Annotated in this window: 20 protein-coding genes; 6 read left to right on the top strand and 14 right to left on the bottom strand. The window is 71.6% G+C overall.

Annotated elements, in window-relative coordinates; all coding sequences use genetic code 11:
- The first annotated feature begins 198 nt into the window (after positions 1 to 198).
- A complete protein-coding gene (locus FV218_RS16890) occupies positions 199 to 3,171 on the top strand; it encodes a hypothetical protein (protein WP_246685156.1) in 2,973 nt (990 codons plus the stop codon).
- A 155-nt stretch (positions 3,172 to 3,326) separates the two neighbouring features.
- Complete coding sequence (locus FV218_RS16885) at positions 3,327 to 3,764, top strand: DUF3429 domain-containing protein (protein ID WP_056093638.1); 438 nt, start codon at positions 3,327 to 3,329, stop codon at positions 3,762 to 3,764.
- A 23-nt stretch (positions 3,765 to 3,787) separates the two neighbouring features.
- On the opposite strand, the gene pdeM is transcribed toward FV218_RS16885, so the two are convergent.
- From pdeM to FV218_RS16870, 3 genes are read right to left on the bottom strand one after another with little or no spacing between them, the layout of a single operon-like run.
- Positions 3,788 to 4,501, bottom strand: a complete 714-nt coding sequence (gene pdeM, locus FV218_RS16880) for a ligase-associated DNA damage response endonuclease PdeM (protein WP_147710826.1) — start codon at positions 4,499 to 4,501, stop codon at positions 3,788 to 3,790.
- 44 nt (positions 4,502 to 4,545) lie between these two features.
- Positions 4,546 to 7,212 (bottom strand): ligase-associated DNA damage response DEXH box helicase, encoded by a 2,667-nt coding sequence (locus tag FV218_RS16875; protein WP_147710825.1) that lies wholly within the window; start codon positions 7,210 to 7,212, stop codon positions 4,546 to 4,548.
- The gene (locus tag FV218_RS16870; protein WP_056094225.1) at positions 7,209 to 8,171 is read right to left on the bottom strand and encodes an alpha/beta hydrolase; all 963 of its coding nucleotides are present in this window, start codon (positions 8,169 to 8,171) and stop codon (positions 7,209 to 7,211) included. Before FV218_RS16870 ends, FV218_RS16875 begins: the two co-directional genes overlap by 4 nt.
- A gap of 205 nt (positions 8,172 to 8,376) precedes the next feature.
- Here FV218_RS16870 and FV218_RS16865 point away from each other — a divergent pair, with 205 nt between their 5' ends.
- Entirely contained in the window at positions 8,377 to 8,721 is a 345-nt protein-coding gene (locus FV218_RS16865; RefSeq protein ID WP_147710823.1) for a DUF6460 domain-containing protein, read from the top strand.
- 253 nt (positions 8,722 to 8,974) lie between these two features.
- Here FV218_RS16865 and FV218_RS16860 read toward each other — a convergent pair whose 3' ends face one another.
- The 6 genes from FV218_RS16860 to FV218_RS16835 all read right to left on the bottom strand — a co-directional run bounded on the left by FV218_RS16860 (position 8,975) and on the right by FV218_RS16835 (position 15,077).
- Complete coding sequence (locus tag FV218_RS16860; RefSeq protein WP_056093630.1) at positions 8,975 to 9,643, bottom strand: L,D-transpeptidase; 669 nt, start codon at positions 9,641 to 9,643, stop codon at positions 8,975 to 8,977.
- Between the two features lie 194 nt (positions 9,644 to 9,837).
- Positions 9,838 to 10,701, bottom strand: a complete 864-nt coding sequence (nadC, locus tag FV218_RS16855; protein WP_147710822.1) for a carboxylating nicotinate-nucleotide diphosphorylase — start codon at positions 10,699 to 10,701, stop codon at positions 9,838 to 9,840.
- A gap of 36 nt (positions 10,702 to 10,737) precedes the next feature.
- Entirely contained in the window at positions 10,738 to 12,276 is a 1,539-nt protein-coding gene (locus tag FV218_RS16850) for an L-aspartate oxidase (RefSeq protein WP_147710821.1), read from the bottom strand.
- Positions 12,273 to 13,295 carry a quinolinate synthase NadA gene (nadA, locus tag FV218_RS16845; RefSeq protein ID WP_147710820.1) on the bottom strand — a complete coding sequence of 341 codons (1,023 nt, stop codon included), beginning with the start codon at positions 13,293 to 13,295 and terminating at the stop codon, positions 12,273 to 12,275. Before nadA ends, FV218_RS16850 begins: the two co-directional genes overlap by 4 nt.
- A 133-nt stretch (positions 13,296 to 13,428) precedes the next feature.
- Positions 13,429 to 14,409 carry a hypothetical protein gene (locus tag FV218_RS16840; protein ID WP_056093619.1) on the bottom strand — a complete coding sequence of 327 codons (981 nt, stop codon included), beginning with the start codon at positions 14,407 to 14,409 and terminating at the stop codon, positions 13,429 to 13,431.
- Positions 14,410 to 14,510: 101 nt separating this feature from the next.
- Entirely contained in the window at positions 14,511 to 15,077 is a 567-nt protein-coding gene (locus FV218_RS16835; protein WP_147710819.1) for a sugar O-acetyltransferase, read from the bottom strand.
- A gap of 127 nt (positions 15,078 to 15,204) precedes the next feature.
- Here FV218_RS16835 and thiE point away from each other — a divergent pair, with 127 nt between their 5' ends.
- The 3 genes from thiE to FV218_RS16820 all read left to right on the top strand — a co-directional run bounded on the left by thiE (position 15,205) and on the right by FV218_RS16820 (position 17,485).
- Positions 15,205 to 15,915: a thiamine phosphate synthase gene (gene thiE / locus FV218_RS16830; RefSeq protein WP_147710818.1), complete on the top strand. Its 711-nt coding sequence runs from the start codon at positions 15,205 to 15,207 to the stop codon at positions 15,913 to 15,915.
- Between the two features lie 25 nt (positions 15,916 to 15,940).
- Positions 15,941 to 16,747, top strand: a complete 807-nt coding sequence (thiD, locus tag FV218_RS16825) for a bifunctional hydroxymethylpyrimidine kinase/phosphomethylpyrimidine kinase (protein ID WP_147710817.1) — start codon at positions 15,941 to 15,943, stop codon at positions 16,745 to 16,747.
- Positions 16,748 to 16,855: 108 nt separating this feature from the next.
- On the top strand, positions 16,856 to 17,485 hold the full coding sequence (locus tag FV218_RS16820) for an XRE family transcriptional regulator (RefSeq protein WP_147710816.1): 630 nt from the start codon (positions 16,856 to 16,858) through the stop codon (positions 17,483 to 17,485).
- A 117-nt stretch (positions 17,486 to 17,602) separates the two neighbouring features.
- Here FV218_RS16820 and FV218_RS16815 read toward each other — a convergent pair whose 3' ends face one another.
- The 5 genes from FV218_RS16815 to FV218_RS16795 form a co-directional block, all read right to left on the bottom strand.
- On the bottom strand, positions 17,603 to 18,187 hold the full coding sequence (locus FV218_RS16815; RefSeq protein WP_147710815.1) for an ABC-type transport auxiliary lipoprotein family protein: 585 nt from the start codon (positions 18,185 to 18,187) through the stop codon (positions 17,603 to 17,605).
- A gap of 103 nt (positions 18,188 to 18,290) precedes the next feature.
- Positions 18,291 to 19,373, bottom strand: coding sequence for an MlaD family protein (locus FV218_RS16810; RefSeq protein ID WP_056093602.1), 1,083 nt, complete (start codon positions 19,371 to 19,373; stop codon positions 18,291 to 18,293).
- 62 nt (positions 19,374 to 19,435) lie between these two features.
- The gene (locus tag FV218_RS16805; RefSeq protein ID WP_244475040.1) at positions 19,436 to 20,158 is read right to left on the bottom strand and encodes an ABC transporter ATP-binding protein; all 723 of its coding nucleotides are present in this window, start codon (positions 20,156 to 20,158) and stop codon (positions 19,436 to 19,438) included.
- 121 nt (positions 20,159 to 20,279) lie between these two features.
- Positions 20,280 to 21,422, bottom strand: a complete 1,143-nt coding sequence (locus FV218_RS16800) for an MlaE family lipid ABC transporter permease subunit (RefSeq protein WP_147710814.1) — start codon at positions 21,420 to 21,422, stop codon at positions 20,280 to 20,282.
- Positions 21,423 to 21,468: 46 nt separating this feature from the next.
- The gene (locus FV218_RS16795; protein WP_056093596.1) at positions 21,469 to 22,692 is read right to left on the bottom strand and encodes an MFS transporter; all 1,224 of its coding nucleotides are present in this window, start codon (positions 22,690 to 22,692) and stop codon (positions 21,469 to 21,471) included.
- Between the last annotated feature and the right edge of the window lie 32 nt (positions 22,693 to 22,724).

The following is a 22,724-nucleotide window of genomic DNA, read 5'->3' as shown; positions in this document are numbered from 1 at the left end:
GCACCGCGGATCTCCTGCAATTCGCGAAACAAGCCATCGAGGGCTTCGCGGTCGGCGAAGGCTTCGGGACCGCCCCGCAAGACGTCGTCGACCGCGCCGCGCGAAAATCCCCCCAAGGAAAATCCCCCCAAGGAGAACTCAGCCAAGGCGGGGAAGGCCCCGGCGCAGCCGAAGCTGCCCGATGCGGCGCCGGCTTTCGTGGCCGGGGACGCCCGTCCGGCCGCCGAACCCGCCCTCGCGGCGGTCCCGACCGCACCCGCGCCGGCGATGCCCGACCCGATGGCGCAGGCCCTCGCGCGGATGATGCAGCGCCTGGATGCCATCGACGAGCGGATCGCCGGGGAGCACACGGCCGCGCAGGCCGCGGCCGCCCGCACCCTCGCCGAACTCGAGCGGCGCATGGCCGAACTCGGCGAGCAGATCACGGCGCCCCGGCCCATCGGGCGCCGGGGCCGCTCGGCCGCCGTCGAAGTCCGGGACGCCGTGAGCGAGATCCGCCAGCGGCAGCGCGAGCTCGACGCGCACCCGGCACCCGCCGCCACGGTCATCGGCGACCTGCGCAGCGAGACCATCCGCCTGCGCGCCTCCCTCGACGGTCTGGCCACCGGCCGCGAGGTCGGCGCCCTGGAGGCGGCGATGCACGCCCTCGCCACGGGCGTCGAGGGGTCTCCGGCCCAGGCCGATCTCTCGGCCGTGACCGGCCCCCTCGATCGCATCCGCGCCGAGGTCGATCGCCTGTGCGGCGACACGGCCCGGGAGGTCCAGACCCGCCTCGCCGCCGACCTGGAAAGCCTCGGTGCGCGGGTCGACACGGTCCTGCGCAGCGGTCCCGAAGCCTTCGCCGACCGCGAAGCCCTCGATGGCTTGTTTCGCGAATTGCAGGAGATCCGCGGTGCCATCGCCGGACTGGCGGCGCCCGAGCGCATCGAGGTCCTGACCTCCGGCGTCGCGGCCATCAGCGCCGAGATCGCGCGCCTCCGGACCGAGGCCGGCGCCCAGGCGAACGTGGCCTCCCTGCGTCCCCTGCTGGAGGAAATCCGTGCGGGCCTGGAACGCCCCGCCCAGGGCGGCCTCGAGGCCCGGATCGACGCCATGGCGGCCAAGCTCGACGCCCTGCGCGACGTCACCGCCGTCACCGAAGCTCCCGATTCGGCCGCCATCATCCATCGGATCGACGCCCTGTCCGAGAAGGTGGACCGCGTCCACATCAATCCCGTGGGCGATCTCATCGAGCGCCTGGAAGGCCTCGGCGCGAGCCTGCGCCGGCCGGTGGTGCCGGACGGCGATCTCGCCGCCATCCACGGCATGCTGCACGACCTCTCGGTCAAGGTCGACCGGATGGGGACCTCCGACACCGTCTCGGCCGAGGGGCTCGACGCCCTTGAGCATCAGGTCCTGGCGCTCGCCGCCCGCATCGATACCCGCGACTCAGATCCGGCCCTCGTCGGGCTGGAGCGGACCATGGGCGATCTCCTCGCCCAGGTCTCCGCCCTGCGCGAGGAGGCGCCGCTGTCCGAGCGGGCGGCCCGCCACGCCATGGCCGAGACCGTCGGCGGCGGCGACCTCGACCGACTCCAGGCCGGCCTCGCCGACCTGCGCGACCAGCAGGCGGCGTCCGAGAAGCGCCTGCAATCGACCCTGACCGGCGTCCATACGGTCCTCGAGCGCCTCGCCGGACGGTTCGTCCCGACGGAGACCGCAAACGGCCCCCTCGAGATGCGCGCGGCGACGGAACGGGTGCTCGCCACCGCCGCGATACCGCCGGCCGACGCCGCTGCCGCGATGCCCAAGCCCACGATCCCCAAGACTGCGATCAATCCGGCTGCCAGGGGCGCCGCCCGTCGCGCCGACCCGCAGGTCGAGCGGCCGCGCCCCGACGCCGTCCTCGGCGACCTTCCCCTGGAGCCCGGCACACGGCGGCCCGGCCGGGAGCCGCTTCGCGACGACGCGGACCCGCAGGCACCCGTCGTCTCCGATGGCGACATCAAGACCAGCTTCATCGCCGCCGCCCGGCGTGCGGCCCAGGTGGCGCAGGCCGAGGCCAACGGCAGCGGGACGAACCTGAGCGAGCGTCGTCCCGCCGCAGCGGCCGTCGGCGACGAGGCCCCGGCACCGGGTCCGCTCGCCCGCCTGCGCAGGGAGATCGACCGCCGGCGCAAGCCCCTGCTCCTCGGGCTCGCCGCCATCATCCTGGCGCTCGGCGCCCTCCAGGCCATCGGTACGAACCGTCCGGTCCAGGAGACCGCAGCGGTGGCCGTGCCGGAGAGCCCCCAGCCGGCGGCCGTGCCCGATCCGGTCACGACCCAGGCCCTCGCCGATCCGGCCGTCATCCGGGACGAGGCCGCGAAACCCGTGGCCGGCAAGCTCGAGACTCCGAAAGCCGAGACCCCGAAATCCGAGACTGCGAAGGCCGGCGCCACCCGAGGGATGCCGCAGGTTTCCGAGATGGCCGCCCTGTCGGCGGACCTCGCCGCGATCCCCGAGACCCTCGCCCCCCTCCGTCACGCGGCCCTGGACGGGGATGGCGCGGCCATCTACGACCTTGCCGCCCGGTTTTCCGACGGGCGCGGGGTGACGCGGGACCTGTCCCTGTCGCGCAAGCTCTACGACAAGCTCGCCCAGGCCGGTTACGCGCCGGCCCAGTACAAGCTCGGCGGCCTGCACGAGAAGGGCCTCGGCGCGCCCCGCGATCTGGCCCAGGCCAAGCTGTGGTACGGACGCGCGGCCGATCAGGGCAACGCCCGCGCCATGCACAACCTCGCGGTGATCCACGCCGAGAATCCCACGGCGTCGGGCAAGCCCGACTACGCCACGGCCGCGCAGTGGTTCCGGCGTGCGGCGGAGTACGGCCTGCGCGACAGCCAGTACAACCTCGCGGTGCTCTACGCCCGGGGCCTCGGCGTGCAGCAGGACCTTGTGCAATCCTACCTGTGGTTCTCGGCCGCGGGCGCGCAGGGCGATGCCGACGCCGCCAAGAAGCGCGACGACGTCGCCGCCAAACTCGAGCCGAAGGATCTCGCCGCGGCGCGCGGCCTCGTCGCGGCCTTCAAGGCCAAGACGCCCGATCCCGCCCACAACGAGCCCCCGGCGCCCGCCATCGCCCCCCGGACCATGAGCCTGCTCGGCGCGGCACCGCCGGTCCCGGTCTCGGTTCCGCCGCGACGCGGCTGAGGCCGCGGGCCCGGCCCCCGATAGGGGATAGGCTCGCGGCGCTGCGGGTATGTGCCGCCTTTCCCCGGACGCTCCGAGGCGTTTGATAGGGGACGATTCCTTCCGGGTTGGCATGGGCCGGCCGGAACGTGAATTCCTGGACGACCGGAGACCCGATGGCGCGCGTGACGACGGTACCGCCGGCGGCCCTGATTCTCGGGATCGCCGGCCTGATTCCGTTCCTCGGCTTCGCCTTCCTGTCGGTCAGCGGTGGCGATGCCGGCCTCAGCACCATCGGCTTGAGTCCGCGCACCGTGCTCTCGACCTACGGGGCGGTGGTCGCCTCGTTCCTCGGCGGCATCCGCTGGGGCGCCGCTGCGGCCCGCGGCGGCGGCGGGGCGGACTACGCCATCGCCATCGTGCCCTCGCTCCTGGCCTGGGCGGCCCTCGCGGTCCCGGCCCCGTGGGACCTGCGGATGCTCGGCTGCCTCGTCCTGTCCTGGGGCTTCGTCGATCAGGACCTGCCCCGCCGCGGTCTTGTGCCCGTGTGGCTCGGGCGGCTGCGGCTGGTGCTGTCGGCGGTGGCGGGCACGTCCCTCCTCGTGGCGGCCTGACGGCAGGCCGCCGAAGAAGGCTACTAATCCTTCGCCAGCATGGCCCGGCCGATGGCGAAGACGCGGCCATCCCCGAGAAGATGCGCGGTGAAGCCCGCCGGGAACAGCGGTTCGAACACCGGATTGCGCACGTTGAGCCCGCCCGCATAGGCGCCGAAGGCCGGCATGATGAGGCGGCGCCCGTCGGTGACGAAGCAGCGGCGGCGCACGGCACGGCCCCGCATGGCGACCTTGCCGCAGGGATGCAGGTGGCCGGACACCTCGCCGTCCTCCGCGTTGGGACTCGGCTCGTGCCGGAGGGTAAGGCCGCCCAGGGTCAGGGTCTCGGCGTAGCGCCCGCCGACGCCCTCGGTGACGGCGTGGTCGTGGTTGCCGGCGATCCAGACCCAGTCGCGCCCCTCCTGCAGGGCCGCCACCATGGCCCGGTCGCCGGGCTCCATCCGGTCCGGTCCGCGCGCGTCGTGGAACGAATCGCCGAGGGCGACGACGCGGGCCGGATCGAGTCGGGCGACGACCTCGTGCAGGCAGGCCAGGGTCTCGCGGGTGTCGTAGGGCGGCAGGAACTGGCCCGAGCGCGCCGCGAAGGCCGAGCCCTTCTCGAGATGGAGATCGGACACCACCAGGGTGCGATGGGCGGCCAGCCACAGGCCGCCGCACAGGTCGAGGGTGAGGTGTTCGCCGGCGAGGGTCAGGCCGGGCGCCCTGGTGGTCTTCTCGAGTCGTGCGCCGAGCGCCAAAACCGCATCCTCGTTGTTGAAAGGGGGCGCGTCGCCGCGCGCTGTCAATCAGGCATCTCGCACCCCAGCGCCTCTTCGAGAAGCTGCGCTTCGGCCTCGGCCAGAATCTCGTCCGCGCCCTCGCCGTAGACCTTCTCCCGCCCGATCTCGAGCATGACGGAGACGGACAGGGGCGAGACGCGGTCCAGGGCCTTGTGGACGATGTGTCCCTGGACGCGCCTCAACATCACACCGAGGCGCCTCACGTCGAGGAGTCCGGTTGCCGCATCCTGGCGCGCGGCGCGCAGGAGCAGGTGGTCGGGCTGGTGCTTGCGCAGGACGTCGTAGACGAGGTCCGTCGACATGGTGACCTGCCGCCCGGTCTTGGCCTGGCCCGGATAGCGCCGCTCGATGAGCCCGGCGATGACGGCGCATTGCCGGAAGGTGCGCTTCATCATCGCCGATTCGTCGAGCCAGGCTTCGAGGTCGTCGCCGAGCATGTCCTCGGCGAACAGGGCATCCAGGAACTCCGGCTCGGTGGCGATGCGCGCGGAGAGATCGCGGGTCATCCAGATGGCGATGCCGTAATCGTTGGCGGCGAAGCCGAGCGGCCGCATCCGCGCACGCTCCAGGCGCCGGGTCAGGAGCATGCCGAGCGTCTGATGGGCGAGGCGTCCTTCGAACGGGAAGGCGGTGAGGTAGTAGCGCCCGGACCGCGGAAACGTCTCGACCAGGAGGCCGGTGGCGCCGGGCAGCACCGAGCGGGTGCGCTGCTGCACGAGGTAGTCGGAGACTTGCTTCGGCAGGCGGTCCCACTCGAACGGATCGGCGATCATCGCCCGCACCCGCGCCGCGAGGAACGTCGAGATCGGGAACTTCGCGCCGGCGTAGGACGGGATCGCCGGGTCGGTGCCGGGACCGGCGCGGGTGGCCAGGGCCTCGTCCTCGGACAGGCCCTCGAAGCGCAGAACCTCGCCGGCGAACAGGAAGGTGTCGCCGGGTGTGAGGGTATCGGCGAAATCCTCCTCGATCTCGCCGAGCACCCGGCCGCCCCGGGGCAGCACCGCCCCCGGCCGGGCCCGGTTCGCCCGGGCGAGGCGGACCTTCACCTTGGCCGATTCGACGATGGTGCCGACATTCATCCGGTACTGCTGGGCCGTGCGGGCATCGCGCACCCGCCACAGGCCGTCGGGGCCGCGCAGGATCTTGGCGAAGCGCTCGTAGGCGCGCAGGGCGTAGCCGCCCGTGGCGACGTAATCGACCACCGCCTCGAAATCCTCCCAACTGAGGGTGGCGTAGGGCGCCGCCGAGACGATTTCGTCGTAGAGCCGCACCGGATCGAACGCGTCGGCGCAGGCCATGCCGAGGATGTGCTGGGCGAGGACATCCGGGGCGCCGAGGCGGGCATCCGGCGTGTCCTGGGCGGCGGCCTCGACGGCGTCGAGGGCGGCCTGGCATTCGAGGATCTCGAAGCGGTTGGCCGGCACGAGGTAGGCCTTCGACGGCTCGTCCATGCGGTGGTTGGCGCGGCCGATGCGCTGCATGATCCGGCTCGCGCCCTTCGGCGCGCCGATGTTGACCACGAGATCGACGTCGCCCCAGTCGATGCCGAGGTCCAGGGTGGCGGTGCAGACGATGGCCCGCAACTGCCCCGCCGCCATGGCCGCCTCGACCCGGCGGCGCTGGGAGGCGTCGAGGGAGCCGTGGTGCAGGGCGATGGGGTACGATTCCTCGTTGATCCGCCAGAGTTCCTGGAAGGTGTATTCCGCCTGAAGCCGGGTGTTGACGAAGACCAGTACCGTGCGGTGGCGCCCGATGAGATCGTAGATCGCCGGCATCGCCTGCCAAGCGGTGTGGCCGGCGAGCGGCAGGGTCAGGCCGGTGTCGAGCATGTGGAGGTCGGGGGCCGCACCGCCCCGCACCACGACGAGGTCGGCCATGGGCATCGGACCGGGCACCAGGGCGTCGTCGCCACGGTGCTCCCTCTCTTGGAAGGAGAGGGCTGGGGTGAGGTGTGCGACCTTTTCGGATGGGGCACACACCTCACCCTGTCCCTCTCCTTCCAGGAGAGGGGACCCGCGCATGTCCGACTCAAATGAGCGCTGCGGCACCAGATACCGCCGCAGGTCGTCCGGTTCGCGCACCGTCGCCGACAGGCCGATGGCGGTGAGACCGGGGCTCAGGCGGTGCAGCCGCGCGAGCGCCAGGGACAGGAGGTCGCCGCGCTTTGACGTGACCAGGGCGTGCAGCTCGTCGAGTACGACGCAGGACAGATTGGCGAAGAGGTCCGATGCCTCGCGGTGGGCGATGAGCAGGGCGAGCTGCTCCGGCGTCGTCAGCAGGATGTCGGGCGGGCGCTCGACCTGCCGGGTGCGCTTGTGCGAGGGCGTGTCGCCCGTGCGGGTCTCAACGCGGATCGACAGCCCCATCTCGGCGATGGGCGCCTCGAGGTTGCGGGCGATATCGACGGCGAGCGCCTTCAGGGGCGAGATGTAGAGGGTGTGCAGCCCGCGCGACGTCTTCGCGGGGGGGCGATCGGCGAGGGCGGTGAGGCTGGGCAGGAAGCCCGCCAGGGTCTTGCCGGCACCCGTGGGGGCGACCAGGAGTGCGGAGCGACCCGCCCGCACGATGGCGAGCAGATCGAGCTGGTGCGGCCGGGGCGTCCAGCCCCGCGCGGAGAACCACGCCGCGAACCGTTCGGGCAGGGCGTGGTCCGGGGGAGGCGGGCTCAGGCGAGGGCCATCAGGAAGCGGTCGATGAGCTCCAGGGCGCGTTCGGACATGGCGCCGGGATAGCGCACGAAGACGTGGCAGCCGCCGGGATAGATCGCCGTGTGGCCGCCATTGCCGGCGGCCGCCCAGCGCGACGACATGTAGAGGGTGTCGTCGAGGAGCGGATCGTGGGTGCCGACGGTGAACAGGGCCGGGGGCAGGCCGGCGAGGTTGGCGTAAAGGGGCGACACGTCGGGCCGGCGTCGGTCGATGCCGTCGCGGACGTAGTCGTTGGCGAAGGTGGTCAGATCCTTGGTGTTCACCACGAGGCGCTCGTCGCCCCAGTTGCGCACGCTCGGGGTCAGGCCGAGGTCGAAGAACCCGGCATTGAGGTTGGCGCCCCGGAAGGCGCGGGGCAGGCCGTGCCGGTCGCGCAGGCGCAGGAGGGTCATCACGGCGAGGTGCGCGCCGGCCGATTCGCCGCCGATGGTGAGGGCAGTGATCCCGAGCTCCGCCCGACCCGGCCCGACGAGCCACAGGGCGGCGGCCTCGCAATCCTCGAGGGCCGCCGGGTAGGGATGCTCGGGGGCGAGACGGTACTCGACGGAGAGGCAGACGAAACCGCAGGTGTCGGCGATGCGCTCGAGCCAGGGGTCCTGCTCGTCGGCGGCCCCCCAGACCCAGCCGCCGCGATGGATGTGGAGATAGGCGCCGCGGGTCTTCGCCCACTTCTTCGCGTCGGGGCGGATCATCCTGAGCGACAGGGGGCCGCCGGGCCCGTCGATGGTCACGATCTCGGCCCGCGCGCTGCGGGGCATGGCGGGGGAGGCCTTGGTGCCCTGGCGGCGGCGTTCACGGACCTCGGCGATGGGGATCGACCACGGATCGGCCTGCGCCGCATGGGCGGCGATGATCTCGGCGTTGAGCCGCTTGGTCTCCGGATCGATCGTCGCCGGGTCGAACAGGGCGTGGTCGATCATGGGTCGCTTCGTTTCATGACAAAAATCAGGTCGCACCAACTTGGACCCCGCGGCGCGCATTGCCACCTGCGCCGTCGGCGGCAACCCGCCTAACGCCCGAGCGCCGATCCGGTTTCGACGGGGTGTGTCGATTCGGTCACGCTTCCGCCGGCTTCGGCGGGTTGAGAGAAACCACAGGCCGCGCGCCGCAAGGACATTTCATCCGATGAGCATCGACAACGACCCGCGCCGTCCGCAGCCCTTTCCCGGCCAGCCCTATGCGGGCGGCTACGTCGAGCCGGCGCGCCGCTCGACCCTGCGCCGCTTCCTCGGCGGGTCACCGGCGGCGGTGTTCGCCAAGCTGCTGTTCCTGTCGATCCTCGTCGGCGCCGTGATGGCGATGCTCGGGGTCACGCCGGGCCTGCTGTTCTGGCACGCCTACGACGCCGTGCGCGCCCTGGTCGATCTCGGCCTCGACACGTTCCACGATTTCGGCCGCTGGATCCTGGCGGGCGCCGTGGTGGTGGTGCCCCTTTGGCTGCTGTCGCGCTTCTTCGCCGTGTCGAAGTAGGGCACCCATTCAGTTGGATGCCATGGCGCGTCACGTTTTCGGGAGGATCGGATGAGCGGGCTGTGGGTCTTCGCCAACGTCATTCTCCCCCTCGTCATCGTGGGCATGGGTTACGCGGCGATGCGTTGGGATCGGCACCAATCGTCCGAGTAGGCGAGGGAGCTTGCTTACGGGTTTCGGCGCCTCCAGGCGCAATTAAAAAAGGGCCGGTGTCTCCACCGGCCCTTCAGCAGCTCAATTTCGTTCGACGCGATCAGCGCACCACGATGACCTTCGCGCCGACCTTGGCGCGGGTGAAGAGGTCGCTCACGTCCTCGTTGGTCATGCGGATGCAGCCCGAGGACACGGCGGTGCCGATGGTCTCCGGCTCGTTGGAGCCGTGGATGCGGTAGATCGAGTTGCCAAGGTACATGGCGCGGGCGCCGAGGGGGTTCTCGATGCCGCCCTTCATGAAACGCGGCAGGTCGGGACGGCGGCGCAGCATCTCGGCCGGGGGACGCCAATCGGGCCACTCGCGCTTCATCGTGATGGTCTGCACGCCGCCCCAGGTGAAGCCCGGACGACCGACGCCGACGCCGTAGCGCAGGGCCTGACCGTCACCGAGGACGTAGTACAGCCGGCGCTCGGCGGTGGAGACCACGATGGTGCCGGGGGCGTAGTTGCCCGCATAGGCCACCTGCTCGCGCTGGATCGCCGACATCTGCGGCACGGCCGAGGCCATGGGGTCGGCCGGCGAGAGCGAGGCGTTGGCGGTCGGCACCGCGACGGCGGCCACCGGCTCGGCCTGCGGACGCACGCGCAGCACCAGGGCGTTGTCGAGGGGCTGGCGGGTGAGGGGGTCGATCTCGTACGCGGCGGCGGGCGAGGCCCACGCGCCAAGCGCGCAGGCAAGCCCGGTGAGGGCGGGGGCGAAACGGCGCATCGGGGCCTCTCGAGGGCAGTCGGAAGTGGTGATCAGCTCGCCGCACGGTACCGCGCGAAGCATGCCCAAGACGTAAACGCTGGCTGTGCAAAGCCAAGCGCTATCCGCGGTGCACCATCGGTTGCCGCGACGTCGTGACTCCGTGGCCACACTGTGGCGCCTTGGCCGTAACGTTCCCGGTTCAGGCCCGAAATTCAGGCGTCGTCGAGGCCGAGATCGATGATCGGCGCGCTGTGGGTGATCCAGCCGCAGGAGATGAGATCGACGTCGGACGCCGCCACGGCACCCACGGTCTCGCGGGTGATCCGGCCCGACGCCTCCGCGATGGCGCGCCCGTCGATCATCCGCACGGCCTCGCGCAGCTGATCCGGGTTCATGTTGTCGAGGAGCACCGCGTCGGCGCCGACGGACAGGGCTTCCTCGAGCTGGGCCAGGGTATCGACCTCACACTCGATCTTCACGAGGTGGCCGGCATAGGCCCGCGCCCGGGTGATGGCCGGGACGATGCCGCCGGCGACCGCCACGTGGTTGTCCTTGATCAGCACGGCGTCGTCGAGGCCGAAGCGGTGGTTCGAGCCGCCGCCGGCCCGCACCGCGTGCTTCTCCAGGGCGCGCAGGCCCGGGGTGGTCTTACGGGTGCAGACGATCCTGGCCTTGCCGTGGGGCCGCGCGGCATCGACCAGGGACGCCGTGGCGGTGGCGACCCCGGACATCCGGCACAGGAGGTTCAGGGCGACGCGCTCGGCGGTGATGATGGCGCGGGCCGGCCCCGACAGGCGGATCACCACGTCGCCCGGCGTCACGCGGGCGCCGTCGCCCCGCACCACCGTCACCGCCACGGCGGGATCGATGAGTCCGAAGGCGATGACGGCCGCATCGATCCCCGAGATCACGCCGTCCTGACGGGCGGCGATGACGGCGTTCATGGTCAGGGAGGCCGGCACGATGGCGTCGGTGGTGATGTCGCCGGCCCGGCCGAGATCCTCCATCAGGGCCGCCCTGACGATGGGCTCGATCATCAGGCGCGGCAGGGGGACGAGGTGGAGGTCGTCGGTCATGGCAGCCCTCCCGGGCGTGTCTGGCGGCGGGCCGGATCAGGCGAGGGCGGGCGTGGCGGTCTCGGCCAAAGCTTCGGCCAGTGCCAAGGCTTCGGCCAAGGTCGTCTCCGTATGGCGCGGCGTCGCCTGATCGGGACAGTCGCTGCGCCAATGGGCGCCCCGGCTCTCCCGGCGCGACAGGGCCGAGGTGGCGACGGCGAGGCCGACGAGGGCGGCGTCGCAACCGGCCCGGGCGGCGGGGGCGAGGCGACGGACCGCCTGCGCGAGGCCCTCGGCCTCCCGCACGACGCCGACCCGCGTCTCCATGATGGTGCGGATAGCCGATAGATCCGTCGCCGGTCGCGTCGGCTCGGGTTCGGGCTGGGCGGGTCCCGGCACCGGCACGTCGACGATGGCTTCGGCGATCCAGGGGGCGAACGCCATGGCCTCAAGGAGCGAGTTACTGGCGAGGCGGTTGGCGCCGTGCAGGCCGGTGGAGGCGACCTCGCCGCAGGCGAACAGGCCCGGAACGGTGCTGGCCCCGGCCGCATCCACCTTCACGCCGCCCATGTGGTAGTGGGCCGCCGGCCGCACCGGGATCGCCTGACGCTGCGGGTCGATGCCGGCCGTGGCGCACAGGCCCGCCACCGTGGGGAAGCGCACGGGCATCCGGGCGCCCAGCGCGCCCCGGCAATCGAGGAAGACGCCGGCACCCCGGCCCTGCGCCTGGAAGATCGCGCGGGCGACCACGTCGCGCGGCGCCAGATCGCCACCGGCGATGCCGGCCATGATCGGGGCCCCGTCCGCATCGACGAGGCGCGCACCCTCGCCGCGCAGGGCTTCGGTGGCCAGCGGCATCGGATCGGCCCCGACGGCGATGGCCGTGGGGTGGAACTGCACGAACTCCATGTCGCGCAAGGTGGCCCCCGCCCGGGCCGCAAGGGCGAGGCCGGCCCCGGTGGCGCCGCGCGGGTTGGTGGTGGAGGCGTAGAGCGCACCGATCCCACCGGTTGCGAGGACCACGGCGCGGGCCGGCAGGCGCAGGCGCGTGCCGTCACGCTCGCACACCACGCCCGCGATCGCCCCGTGGGCGTCGCGCAGGAGGCAGCGGGCATGGGCTACCACCACGTCAATGGACGGGGTGGCGGCCACGGCCCGCACCAAGGTCTCCAGCACGAGCCGTCCCGTGGAATCGCCGCCCGCCCGCACGATGCGGCGCCGGGAATGGGCGGCCTCGAGGCCGAGGCCGAGGGCGCCGGACGTATCCCGGTCGAAGGGCGCGCCGAGGGCGACAAGCCAGTCGATGAGGCCGGGGCCGGCCGCCGCGACGCGCTCGGCGACATCCCGTTCCGTCAGGCCGGCGCCCGCCGCCAGGGTGTCGGCGGCGTGCAGCGACGGCGCATCGTCCGCGCCCATGGCGGCGGCGATGCCGCCTTGGGCCCAGCCCGTGGCGGTGCCGAACCCGAGGGGGCTCGCCGTCACCAGGGTGACGGGCCGGGGCGCGAGGCGGAGCGCCGTGGCGAGGCCGGCGACGCCGGCGCCGATCACGACGACGCGGTCGGGCGTCGCGAAGGAGAAGGGCGCGTGCGCGTTCATCGCGGCCGCACCGCGAGCATGCGCTCCACCGCCAGGCGCGCCCGGCCGGCGAGCTCGGGTTCCACCGTGACCTCGTAGGTCAGGGTCTCCAGGGCATGGCGGATGTTCTTCAGGCTCATGCGCTTCATGTGCGGGCACAGGTTGCACGGCTTGATGAACTCGATGTCAGGGTTCGCCGCCGCGATGTTGTCGCCCATGGAGCATTCGGTGACGAGCACCACCTGCCGGGGGCGCTTCTCGGTGACGAAGTTCATCATCATGGCGGTCGAACCCGAAAAGTCCGATTCGGCCACCACGTCGGGCGGGCATTCGGGGTGGGCGATGACGGTGACGCCCGGGTAGCTCTCGCGCACGGCGTGGATGTCGGCCGGGGTAAATTGCTCGTGCACCTCGCAATGGCCGGCCCAGGTCAGGATCTCGACCTCGGGCACCAGGGCCTGGACGTTCTGGGCCAGGAACTCGTCGGGAATCATCAGGACGCGGGGGGCGTTGAGCGAGCGCACCACGTCGACGGCGTTGCCCGAGGTGCAACACAGGTCCGACTCGGCCTTCACGGCGGCCGAGGTGTTGACGTAGGTGACGATGGGCACGCCGGGATACTTCTCCCGCAGGCCCCGCACGTCGGCGGCGGTGATGGAATCGGCGAGCGAGCAGCCGGCGCGCATGTCCGGGATCAGCACGGTCTTGCCCGGGTTCAGGAGCTTGGCGGTTTCGGCCATGAAGTGCACGCCGGCGAGCACGATCACGTCGGCATCCACCGTCACGGCCTCGCGGGCCAGCGCCAAGCTGTCACCGACGATGTCGGCCACCGTGTGGAAGATCTCCGGCGCCTGGTAGTTGTGCGCCAGGATGACGGCGTTGCGCGTCTTCTTCAGTTCCAGGATCGCCGCCACGTCCTCGGCCAGGGCCGGCCATTCGATGGCGGGCACGTGCCGGCTGACCCGCGCGTAGATGTCGGGCAGGGGCAGGCCGGGATACGCCGCGGGCGCCGGGGAGATCGGGAACCTGGTGGCCGCCATGGATGCGTCCTCACTTATGCTCAAAATGAGCATTGTGCCGACTAACGTAGGGGTCCCGTGCCCCGTTGTCCAGATATGCTGGACTTGAGCATAATTGTTTTGCGGCGCACGTCTCGATGGTGCGCCGCGATTGTCAGGCGGGCCGTTTCGCCGGTCTCAAACGGAATCCCGGGGCCGGGCGTTCGAGCAGGACTTCCCGGCGGAACCGCACGAGGCGCGCCGGCCGGCCGGTGGCGCCGCTGGTGACGCCGTCGGTCTCCTCCACCAGCCCCTGCTGGGCCACGAGCCGGCGAAAGTTCTGCTTGTGCAGGTTGGTACCCGACAGGGCCTCCACCGTGCGCTGGAGCTGGAACAGGGTGAAGGTCGGCGGCATCAGCTCGAACACCACGGGGCGATACTTGATCTTGCCGCGCAGGCGCCCGATGGCGGTGGCCAGCACCCGGCGGTGGTCGAACGCCATGGGCTGGCCGGTCACCGCGATGTCGGCGGGGCTCGCCGACCCCGATTGGCCCTGCGCTTCGGGGATGAGGCCGGCCTCGAACAGCAGCTCGTAGCGCTCCAGCACGCGCTCCTCGTTCCAGGCACCGTCGCACAGGCCGAAGGTGAGGCTCAGGCGGTCCTCGCGCCGGCGCTTCAGCTTCGGATCGCCGGTCTCGCCCGCCCAGGCCAGGAGCTTCGGCTCGATCTCGGCCAGGGCCGCCGGACGGCCCTCGCGAAAATCCTCCCAGGGCAGGTAGCGGTACCAGTTGCGCCAGGAGGCTTCGGCGAGGCCGGCGGGCCGGACCTCGCGCACGAGGGCGAGGTAGGCCACGGAGAGGGAATGCAGCCCCTGGGCTTCGTCGCCCTGCCGGTCGCGGTCGCCGAAGGTGTAGAGCTGCTCGACATAGCCGAGGCGCTGGTGGGTCTGGCGCTCCACCCAGGCGCGCAGGCCCCGCTCCAGGGTCGGGTGCTCCGGCACCAGGGGGCCGGCGGGCAGGCCAACGGAGCGGCCGGCGGCCTGGCCCTCGACCTGGACCGTGAGGGCGCGCGGCTCGCCGTCCGTGGCCGCCACGATGACGGCGACGAGCCCGACGGCGGACGGGTTGGGAAGCGCGGCGCCGTCGCGCCCCTGCATGTCCTTCGCCGTCGTCACCGTATCCGCCCCTCGGTCTCGCACCCCGTGCTCATGGCATATCGCGCCGCCTTGATGAACGGCCAAACGGCGCGGCCGATGGCTCAGGCCTCGCCACGCCGGGGCAGGGGCCGGGCGGGGTTGCCCACCACGGTGTCGCCCTCGGCGACGTCCCGCGTCACCACGCTCCCGGCCCCGATGATGGCGTGGTCGCCCACGGTCACGCCGGGCAGGATCAGGGCGCCGCCGCCGATCCAGACGTTGCGGCCGATGTGGATCGCACGCGCGAATTCGAGGCCGGCCTCCCGCGACGCCGCATCGCGGGGGTGGTCGGCCGTCAGGATCTGCACGCCGGGGCCGATCTGGGTGCGCGCACCGATATGGACCGGCGCGCAATCGAGAATCACGCAGCCGAAATTGAGGAAGACATGGTCCTCGAGGGTGATGTGCAGGCCGTAATCGCAGTGGAAGGGCGGCCGGACGACGGTGTCGTCGCCGACGCCGGCGAAGATCTCGCGCAGCAGAACCCGCCGATCGGCGGGCGACAGGCCGAGCGCCGCGTTGTAGCGCACCATCCAGGCCTTGCAGGCATGGGCGTCGGCCTGAATCTCGGGGTCGTCGGGGTGGTAGAGTTCCCCGGCGAGCATCTTCTGCTTTGGCGTGCGTTCCATCTCGGTCCGATCCTCTCCCCTTCGGTGAGTCAACGCCCTCCCGCCGGCCAAGCTCCCATCCGTGTGCCTTTGCGGTCCGGGTCCGTGCCCGTAAGACGGTGCGGAGAGGGCGACGGGGGAGAACGACGTGATCGGACGGGACGAGGCGCAGGAGCGAACGGTGCCGGTGGATCTGCGCCTCTACGGCATCCTCGATACCGGCGTCTGCGGCACCGATCCGGCACGCCTCGCCGCCATGGCGGCCGGCGCGGCGCGCGGCGGCTGCACCCTGCTCCAGTACCGCGAAAAGACCATCGCCGACGCCCGCGCCGCCCTGGCGCGCATCCGGGCGATCCACGCGGCGCTTGCCGGCAGCGGCGTGCCCCTCCTCGTCAACGACAGGGTCGACCTCGCCCTCGCGGCGGGCGTGGAGGGCGTGCATCTCGGCCAGTCCGACCTCCATCCGGCCGAGGCGCGGCGCCTCCTCGGGCGCGCGGCCATCGTCGGTCTCACCCTGAAGACCGGGGCCCAGGCCGACGAAACCTACCGTCTGCCGGTGGATTACGCCTGCATCGGCGGCGTGTTCGCCACCGCCAGCAAGGATAATCCCGACCCGCCGGTGGGCCTCGACGGCCTCGGCCGCATCTTGTTCCGGGGCCGCCTCGCGCGCGGGCAGGGCTTCCCCATCGGCGCCATCGCGGGCATCGATTCGAGCAACGCGGCGGCGGTGATCGGCGCCGGGGCGGACGGGATCGCGGTCATCTCCGCCCTGTTCGCCGGGGAAGGTGTGGAGGCGCGGGCGCGCGACCTGCGCCACCGCGTGGATGCGGCCCTCGCCGGGCGCGGCATCACCCGATAGACTGACCCCAACCGAGAGACACGCCATGACCCCCATCGCCGTCACCATCGCGGGTTCGGATTCGGGCGGGGGCGCCGGCATCCAGGCGGACCTGAAGACCTTCGCAGCCCTGCGCGTCTACGGCGCCAGCGTCGTCACCGCGCTCACGGCCCAGAACACCCTCGGCGTCCAGGGCATCCACGACGTGCCGGCGGACTTCGTCGCGGCGCAGATCGACAGCGTGTTCGGCGACTTCACCGTCACGGGGGTGAAGATCGGGATGCTGTCCCAGGTCGCCACCATCGAGGCCGTGGCGGCGGGCCTGCGCCGGCATGCCGGGGGCATTCCCGTGGTGCTCGATCCCGTGATGGTGGCGACGAGCGGCGACCGGCTCATCTCGGAGGACGCCGTCGAGGCCCTGCGCCGCCTGCTCCTGCCGCTCGCCGACCTCGTCACCCCCAATCTGCCCGAGACCGGAACGCTGATCGGTACCGCGGCACCGCGGAGCGAGAACGAGGCCGTGGCCCAGGCCCGCCGGCTCCTGACCCTCGGCGCGCGGGCGGTGCTGGTGAAGGGCGGCCACGGGGAGGGCGACGAGAGCGTCGATCACCTCCTCTGCGCAGACGGGACGCTGCGCCGGTTCGCGGCCCCCCGCGTCGCCACCCGCAACACCCACGGCACCGGCTGCACCCTGTCGGCGGCGGTGGCGGCGGGCCTCGCCCGGGGGCTCCCCCTCGTCGAGGCGGTGGCGGCGGCCAAGCGCTACCTCACGGCGGCCCTGCAGGCCGCGGATACCGTGCCAGTCGGTCGCGGTCACGGACCGGTCCACCATTTCCACGCGCTCTGGCGGTGACGCGGCCGGCGTCGAGACCGACGCTCGGCTTGCGCCCCTCCCGAAATTGCGTTTGAAGTACCGCACGTTCGTTCGATGTACGGAACGATCCGCCGGATGACAGGGACCATGGACGATCAGGTGACGATGCCCGAGCGGGGGCGGCAGCGGGACATCCTGACGGGGGCCCAGGTCCTGTCGGGGCAGCTCGGCAAGACCATCCAGCGCCTGCGCAAAGCCTACAACCTCTCGCTCTCCGAGCTCGCCGAGCAGTCCGGGGTCGCCAAGTCGATCATCTCCCAGATCGAGCGCAACGAAACCAATCCGACGCTCGCCACGATCTGGCGCCTGAGCCAGGCCCTCGACGTGTCCATCGAACGGGTGCTGGCCACCAGCGACGAAGAGCCGTTCATCGAGAAGACCTCGCGGGCCGATACGCCGATCCTCGTCTCCGACGACGGTAAGGTGCGGCTCGCCATCGTCGGCTGGATCAAGACCGTCGAGTGGCTGCAATGGTACGAGGTCACGGCCGATCCGGGCGGCATCCTCGATTCCGATCCGCACCAGCGCGGCTCGGTGGAATCCGTCACGGTCACCGCCGGCCAGCTCGAGGTCGAAGTCGCCGGTACGGTCCAGCGGGCGCGGACGGGCGAGACCCTGCGCTATCGCTGCGACCGGCCCCACACGGTGCGCTGCATCGGCCCGGAGCCGGCCAAGGCGATCATGGTGGTGATCATGAAGGCCGCCGTGATGGAATGATCCGCGCTCCGGTCGATGGACCGGAGCCCGAATCAGGCAGCACGCGTGGCGCTTGAGCGAAGCCCAACTCCGCCATCCCGAAGGGATCGACCGGCGTTGGTATGACGGCCGCGGATCTCAGCGGCCGGAATTCACCCACACCACCATCTCGCCGAGCACCCGGGCCAGGGCCGCATCAAGCCCGACGGCGGCGGAGGCGACATCGACCTTCGCCACGGGGATGCGCGCCGTGAACACCCGCGCGGACACGACCTTGCCGGTGCCTTCGGCGACGATCTTGGCCGACAGGTCGACCACGGCCTCGCCGGACCCGGCGGCGATGTCGAAGGCGCGGATCTCGGAAATGAGCTGGAAGTCGGAGACGATCTTGTCACCCGGCCGGCTCACAGATTTCAGGCGGCCGGAATTCTCCAGGCTCTGGATCAGGCGGGTCTGGATCAGGCGCGGCAGGCGGTCGGCCCACTGGGCGCCCCCGAGGAAGGACAGGGCGCCGCCGGGCTCGCGCACGATGATGCGATCCGCCTCGAACGGCTGAATGCCGACGGGCTCGGCCACGGTGACGGAGCGCGCGGACGCGCTCGTCCGGCCCGTGGGCGGCAGGGCGGCGAGGTCGAAGGTGAGGGGAACGGCGCCGCCGCAGCCCCCGAGGGCGGCGGCGAGCAGGCTCACGCCGAGGGCGAGGGCCGGTGTGGAGTAGGTCATACGCAATCCGGACTTCACAGCGCGACGGGCTGCGAACGGTAAACTACGGCAAAGCTGGTTTCGTGCCGTGCGCCGGGACACCCTCATCCCGGCCAAACCGCATTCAGCGGCCACCGTTGTATTCCGGCAACGACGGCTTGCCGCCGAAGATCACCTGGCTCGGGTCGCGCTCGAGGTTCTTCACCGTGCGGTTGAGGGTGTTGAGGGTGCGCTGCCCGTCCGTGGACAGGGCCTCGACCTCGCGCCGGCCGGTCCCGCTCAGGCGGTTGAAGCTGGTGGCGATGTTCGAGGTCCGCTTGTCGAGGTTCTCGGAAAGGGTCCGGAACGCCTTGCCGGCATCGCGCACGGAGATGGCGGCCTCGCGCACCTCGGTGAAGGTGCTGGTGCCGGCCGAGCCAGAGGCCGAACCGAGGAAGCCTTCGGCGCCCTTCAGCACGGCATCGACGCGGTCGGCCGAGGCGTTGAGCTTCGCCATCATCCCGCGGGCGTCCTTGAGGGCACCCTCGATGTCGGGGCTGCCGGCGGCCAGGGCTGCGGAGAATCGGTCGGCGTTGTCGATGACGTGGTTGAGCTTCTGCCCGTCGATGGCTTTCACCAGGCCGCTCACCGCCGGGCCGGCCTCCGCCAGGGTCTTCGAGAACGCCTCGACATTGGCAAGCGTCCGGGTGATGGCGCCCTCGTTGCCGGCCACCACCTTGTCGAGGCGCTGAAGCACGTCGTCGGCGCGCTGGGCGATCTGCTTCGCCGCCGCCATCATGTCCTGGATGTCGGACGAATCGGCGAAGATCGTCGGCATCTGGTCGCCCGTGCCGGTGCCGAGCACCGGCGCGTCGGCGTTGCCGCCGGACAGCGAGATGGTGGAGACGCCGGTCAGCATCGCCGAATCGAGGCGGGCGCGGGTGTCGGCCCGCAACGGCGTGGTGCGCTCGACCTCGACCACGGCGACGACACGGCGCGGGTCCTGCGGCAGCAGGCGCACATCCGTCACCTCGCCGACCTTGATGCCGTTGAACGCCACCGTCGAGCCCTTGGCGAGGCCGCCGACGCTGCCGGAGAAGACGATGCGCACGGCCTGGCGGACCTGGCTGCGCGAGCCGCCCTGCAGCCAGAACACGAAGCCGAAGGCCGCGACGAGCACGGCCAGCGTGAAGGCGCCGATCAGGGCGTAGTTCGCACGAGTCTCCATGGGATCAGCGATTGCCCGGGTTCGTGGCGGACGCGCGGTGCGTCACCACACGAGGGGAAGGATTAAGCCGTCGCATGGCGCGTGCCGTTGGGGACAACGGCGCGGCCGCGCTTGCCGTGGAAGTAGGAGCGCAGCCAGGGATGGTCGCTCTCGAGCATCTCTTCGATGGTGCCCTGCGCGATGATCTGGCCGTCGCCGAGCGCGGCGATGCGGTCGCAGGCGGTGTAGAGGCTGTCGAGGTCGTGGGTGACCATGAATACGGTCAGCCCCAGGGTCTGCTTCAGGGTGGCGACGAGCTCGTCGAACTCGCCGGCGCCGATGGGATCGAGGCCCGAGGTCGGCTCGTCGAGGAACAGGATCTCGGGATCGAGCGCCAGGGACCGGGCCAGGGCCGCGCGCTTGATCATGCCGCCGGAGAGTTCGGACGGCAGCTTGTCGGCGGCGTCGGGCTTGAGGCCGACCATCTCGATCTTGAGGCGCGCGAACTCGTCGAGCAGGCGCTCGGACAGGTTCAAGTGCTCGCGCATGGGCATCTGGATGTTCTGCTTGACGGTGAGCGCCGAGAACAGGGCGCCCTGCTGGAACAGCACGCCCCAGCGCTGCTCGATCTGCCGGCGCCGGGCGACGGTGAGGCCGTCCACATCCTCGCCGAACACGGTGATCTGGCCCGAACGCTTCGGCACGAGGCCGAGGATGGTCCGGGTCAGCACCGACTTGCCCTGGCCCGACGGCCCGACGAAGCCCAAAATCTCGCCCCGGCGGATATCGAGGTCGAGGCCCTTCATCACGATCTTCGAGCCGAAGCCGACCACGAGGTCGCGGACACGGATGATCGCGTCCGGCTCGTTGCCGGCTCTGTGTTCACGGGTCGGCCGCTCGGCCTGGGCGAGTTCGGTCTGCACGGGGTCAGAAATCGATTGCCGCGAAGAAGACAGCGAAGAGTCCATCGAGCACGATGACCATAAAAATAGACTTCACGACTGAGGCGGTGACGTGGCGCCCGAGGGATTCGGCCGAGCCTTCCACGGCGAAACCCTCGATGGTCGCGATGATTCCGATGATGAGCGCCATGAACGGCGCCTTGATGAGGCCCACGGCGACGTGGTGGAACGACACCGCCGTCTGAAGCCGCGCCAGGAACGCCTCCGTGGTCATGCCGCCGTAGAGGGCCGCCGTGAGGCCGCCGCCGGCGAGGGCCGCGAGGGACGCGAGGAAGGCGAGGATCGGCAGCCCGACGACGAGGGCGAGGATGCGCGGGACGATGAGGATCTCGATGGGGTCGAGGCCCATGACCCGCAGGGCGTCGACCTCTTCGCGCATGCGCATCGAGCCGATCTCGGCGGTGAAGGCCGAGCCCGAGCGGCCCGCCACCATGATCGAGGTGAGCAGCACCCCGAGTTCGCGCAGGATCAGGAGCCCGATGAGGTTCACGACGAAGCTCTGGGCCCCGAAGCGCTGGAGCTGGAAGATGCCCTGCTGGGCGACGATGCCGCCGACGAGGAACGAGATGAGGACGATGATGGGAACGCCCCGGAAGGCGACCTGATCGAGCTGGTTGACGAACGCCGTGCCGCGGAAGGTGCCAGGCCGGGCGGCGACGCGGATGCAGGCGGTGACCACTTCTCCGAAGAAGGCGAGGCCGGTGACGAGGTCCGAGCGGGCCCCGACCACCCGCACGCCGAGGTCGTGCAGGAACCCGATCATCCGTCCGCGCGGCGCCGGGCCGGGTTCGGCCGGGGGCAGCCTGACCTCGCCCAGCAGGATTCGGTGCTCGGGGGAGGCGCCCGCATAGGCGAGCCGGCCACCGGCGGCCTCGATGTCCGCCCGGGTCCGCTCCAGCACCCAGGCGCCGAGGGTGTCGAGGCGGGTCACCCCCGTCAGGTCGACGACGATGGCGCCCCGCTCTGCATCGCGAAAGATCCCGGCGGCGGCGGCCTCGACGGCGTTGCCTTGGTCGACGGTCCAGCGTCCGCGCAGGGCGATGCGTCCGCCGGTCGGGGCGGAGGCGTCGGCGGCATCCGGATTCGGCAGGGTTTCAGCGGTCGGCACGACACGCCACTCCGTTCCACGCGTTCCCTTTCCTCACAGGTTAGGGTTACGCAATCGTATTCGGGTGCTGCGGGACAAAGGCGGCGCTGTGAAGACGCTCCGTGCGCGCCAGGCGCGCGGCACGTGCCGTCAGGCACAGGCCGAGCACGGCGAGCGGCGCCATGAGGCCGAAGGCGAGGGGGCCGCCGCCCTGTCCGTAGGCGAGGCCGCTCATGAGCGTCGCGCCGGCCGACGCCAGGGCGTTGGTGGCGCTCAGGGTCCCCTGGGCCCGTCCGCGGGCGCCCTCGGGGGCGAACCGCGACACCGCCGCCATGGCGCCGAGCTGGGTCGCCCCGAAGCTGAAGCCGTGGAGGGTCTGCAGGACGAGGACCGCGCCGAGGGAATCGCCGTAGAACACCATGCCGACGGCCCGCACGGCGCCCGCCACCGCGCCGAGGCCGAGGAGGCGGAACGGCGTGCGCCAGGAGGCCGGGCACAGGCCGATGCCGGCGAACAGGACGATTTCGGCCAGGACCCCGATGGCCCACAGGGCGCCGATCCAGGGGGCGGAGAAGCCGTGGAGGCTCCAGTGGATGGAGGCGAAGGCATAGAGCGCCGCGTGGCTCGCCTGGATCGCCGCCCCGGCCGCGATGGTGAACCAGAGAATCCGGGGCAGGGAGGCACGGGCGACCTTCGTGGCCGGGACGGTCGTGGCGGCAAGCTCCAGCCGGACGCCGGCGCAGACGCAAGCGGCCACGAGCGCGAGGGCCGTGGTGAGGAGCGGCACGGCGAGGCGTTCGCCGAGAAGTCCCAGGGCCGCCCCGCCGGCGAGGTTCGCGGCCAGGAACGCGATGGAGCCGGCCATGCGGATGCGGGCGTAGTCGAGGCGGGCGCTGCGGCGCACGGCGGCGAGGGTCAGGTAGTCGATGCTCGGCACCAGGGGCGCGCCCGCGGCGGCGTTGAGGGCGATGAGGAGCGCCAGGACCGGCCAGCCCAGGGCCGCGCCCGCCGGCATCAGGGCGTAGGTGGCCGCCAGGGCGAGGCTTCCGGTGACCAGGAGGGCGCGCGCGCCGACGCCCCGGTCAATGAGGCCGACCAGGGGGGCGGTGGCGACGATCTTGACCGCGATGGGCAGGGCCAGGAGTACGCCGATGATTCCGGCTTCGAGTCCCAGGGCGTTCAGCCACACCGGCATGAACGGCATGGCGATGCCGATCTCGACGAAGACCACGGCGTAGAGGCTCGCGAGCCGGAACGGGTTCGGCTCGGGTGGTGAGGCGGCGTGGGACACGTCGATCGGGGGTTGAGCGAGCGGGGCGGGGG

Origin of the sequence: Methylobacterium sp. WL69 (assembly GCF_008039485.1) — a bacterium.
Taxonomy (GTDB): Bacteria; Pseudomonadota; Alphaproteobacteria; order Rhizobiales; family Beijerinckiaceae; genus Methylobacterium.
The sequence above is the reverse complement of the archived record's forward strand: the minus strand, read 5'-3'. Positions and strand labels throughout refer to the sequence as shown.

Bases quoted from the DNA above. Each gene is read 5' to 3' on its own strand.
- FV218_RS16885 (WP_056093638.1), top strand. From the start codon at position 3,327: ATGGCGCGCGTGACGACGGTACCGCCGGCGGCCCTGATTCTCGGGATC.
- FV218_RS16870 (WP_056094225.1), bottom strand. From the start codon at position 8,171: ATGATCGACCACGCCCTGTTCGACCCGGCGACGATCGATCCGGAGACC.
- FV218_RS16865 (WP_147710823.1), top strand. From the start codon at position 8,377: ATGAGCATCGACAACGACCCGCGCCGTCCGCAGCCCTTTCCCGGCCAG.
- FV218_RS16860 (WP_056093630.1), bottom strand. From the start codon at position 9,643: ATGCGCCGTTTCGCCCCCGCCCTCACCGGGCTTGCCTGCGCGCTTGGC.
- nadC (WP_147710822.1), bottom strand. From the start codon at position 10,701: ATGACCGACGACCTCCACCTCGTCCCCCTGCCGCGCCTGATGATCGAG.
- FV218_RS16850 (WP_147710821.1), bottom strand. From the start codon at position 12,276: ATGAACGCGCACGCGCCCTTCTCCTTCGCGACGCCCGACCGCGTCGTC.
- nadA (WP_147710820.1), bottom strand. From the start codon at position 13,295: ATGGCGGCCACCAGGTTCCCGATCTCCCCGGCGCCCGCGGCGTATCCC.
- FV218_RS16840 (WP_056093619.1), bottom strand. From the start codon at position 14,409: ATGCAGGGGCGCGACGGCGCCGCGCTTCCCAACCCGTCCGCCGTCGGG.
- FV218_RS16835 (WP_147710819.1), bottom strand. From the start codon at position 15,077: ATGGAACGCACGCCAAAGCAGAAGATGCTCGCCGGGGAACTCTACCAC.
- thiD (WP_147710817.1), top strand. From the start codon at position 15,941: ATGACCCCCATCGCCGTCACCATCGCGGGTTCGGATTCGGGCGGGGGC.
- FV218_RS16820 (WP_147710816.1), top strand. From the start codon at position 16,856: ATGGACGATCAGGTGACGATGCCCGAGCGGGGGCGGCAGCGGGACATC.
- FV218_RS16815 (WP_147710815.1), bottom strand. From the start codon at position 18,187: ATGACCTACTCCACACCGGCCCTCGCCCTCGGCGTGAGCCTGCTCGCC.
- FV218_RS16810 (WP_056093602.1), bottom strand. From the start codon at position 19,373: ATGGAGACTCGTGCGAACTACGCCCTGATCGGCGCCTTCACGCTGGCC.
- FV218_RS16805 (WP_244475040.1), bottom strand. From the start codon at position 20,158: ATGAAGGGCCTCGACCTCGATATCCGCCGGGGCGAGATTTTGGGCTTC.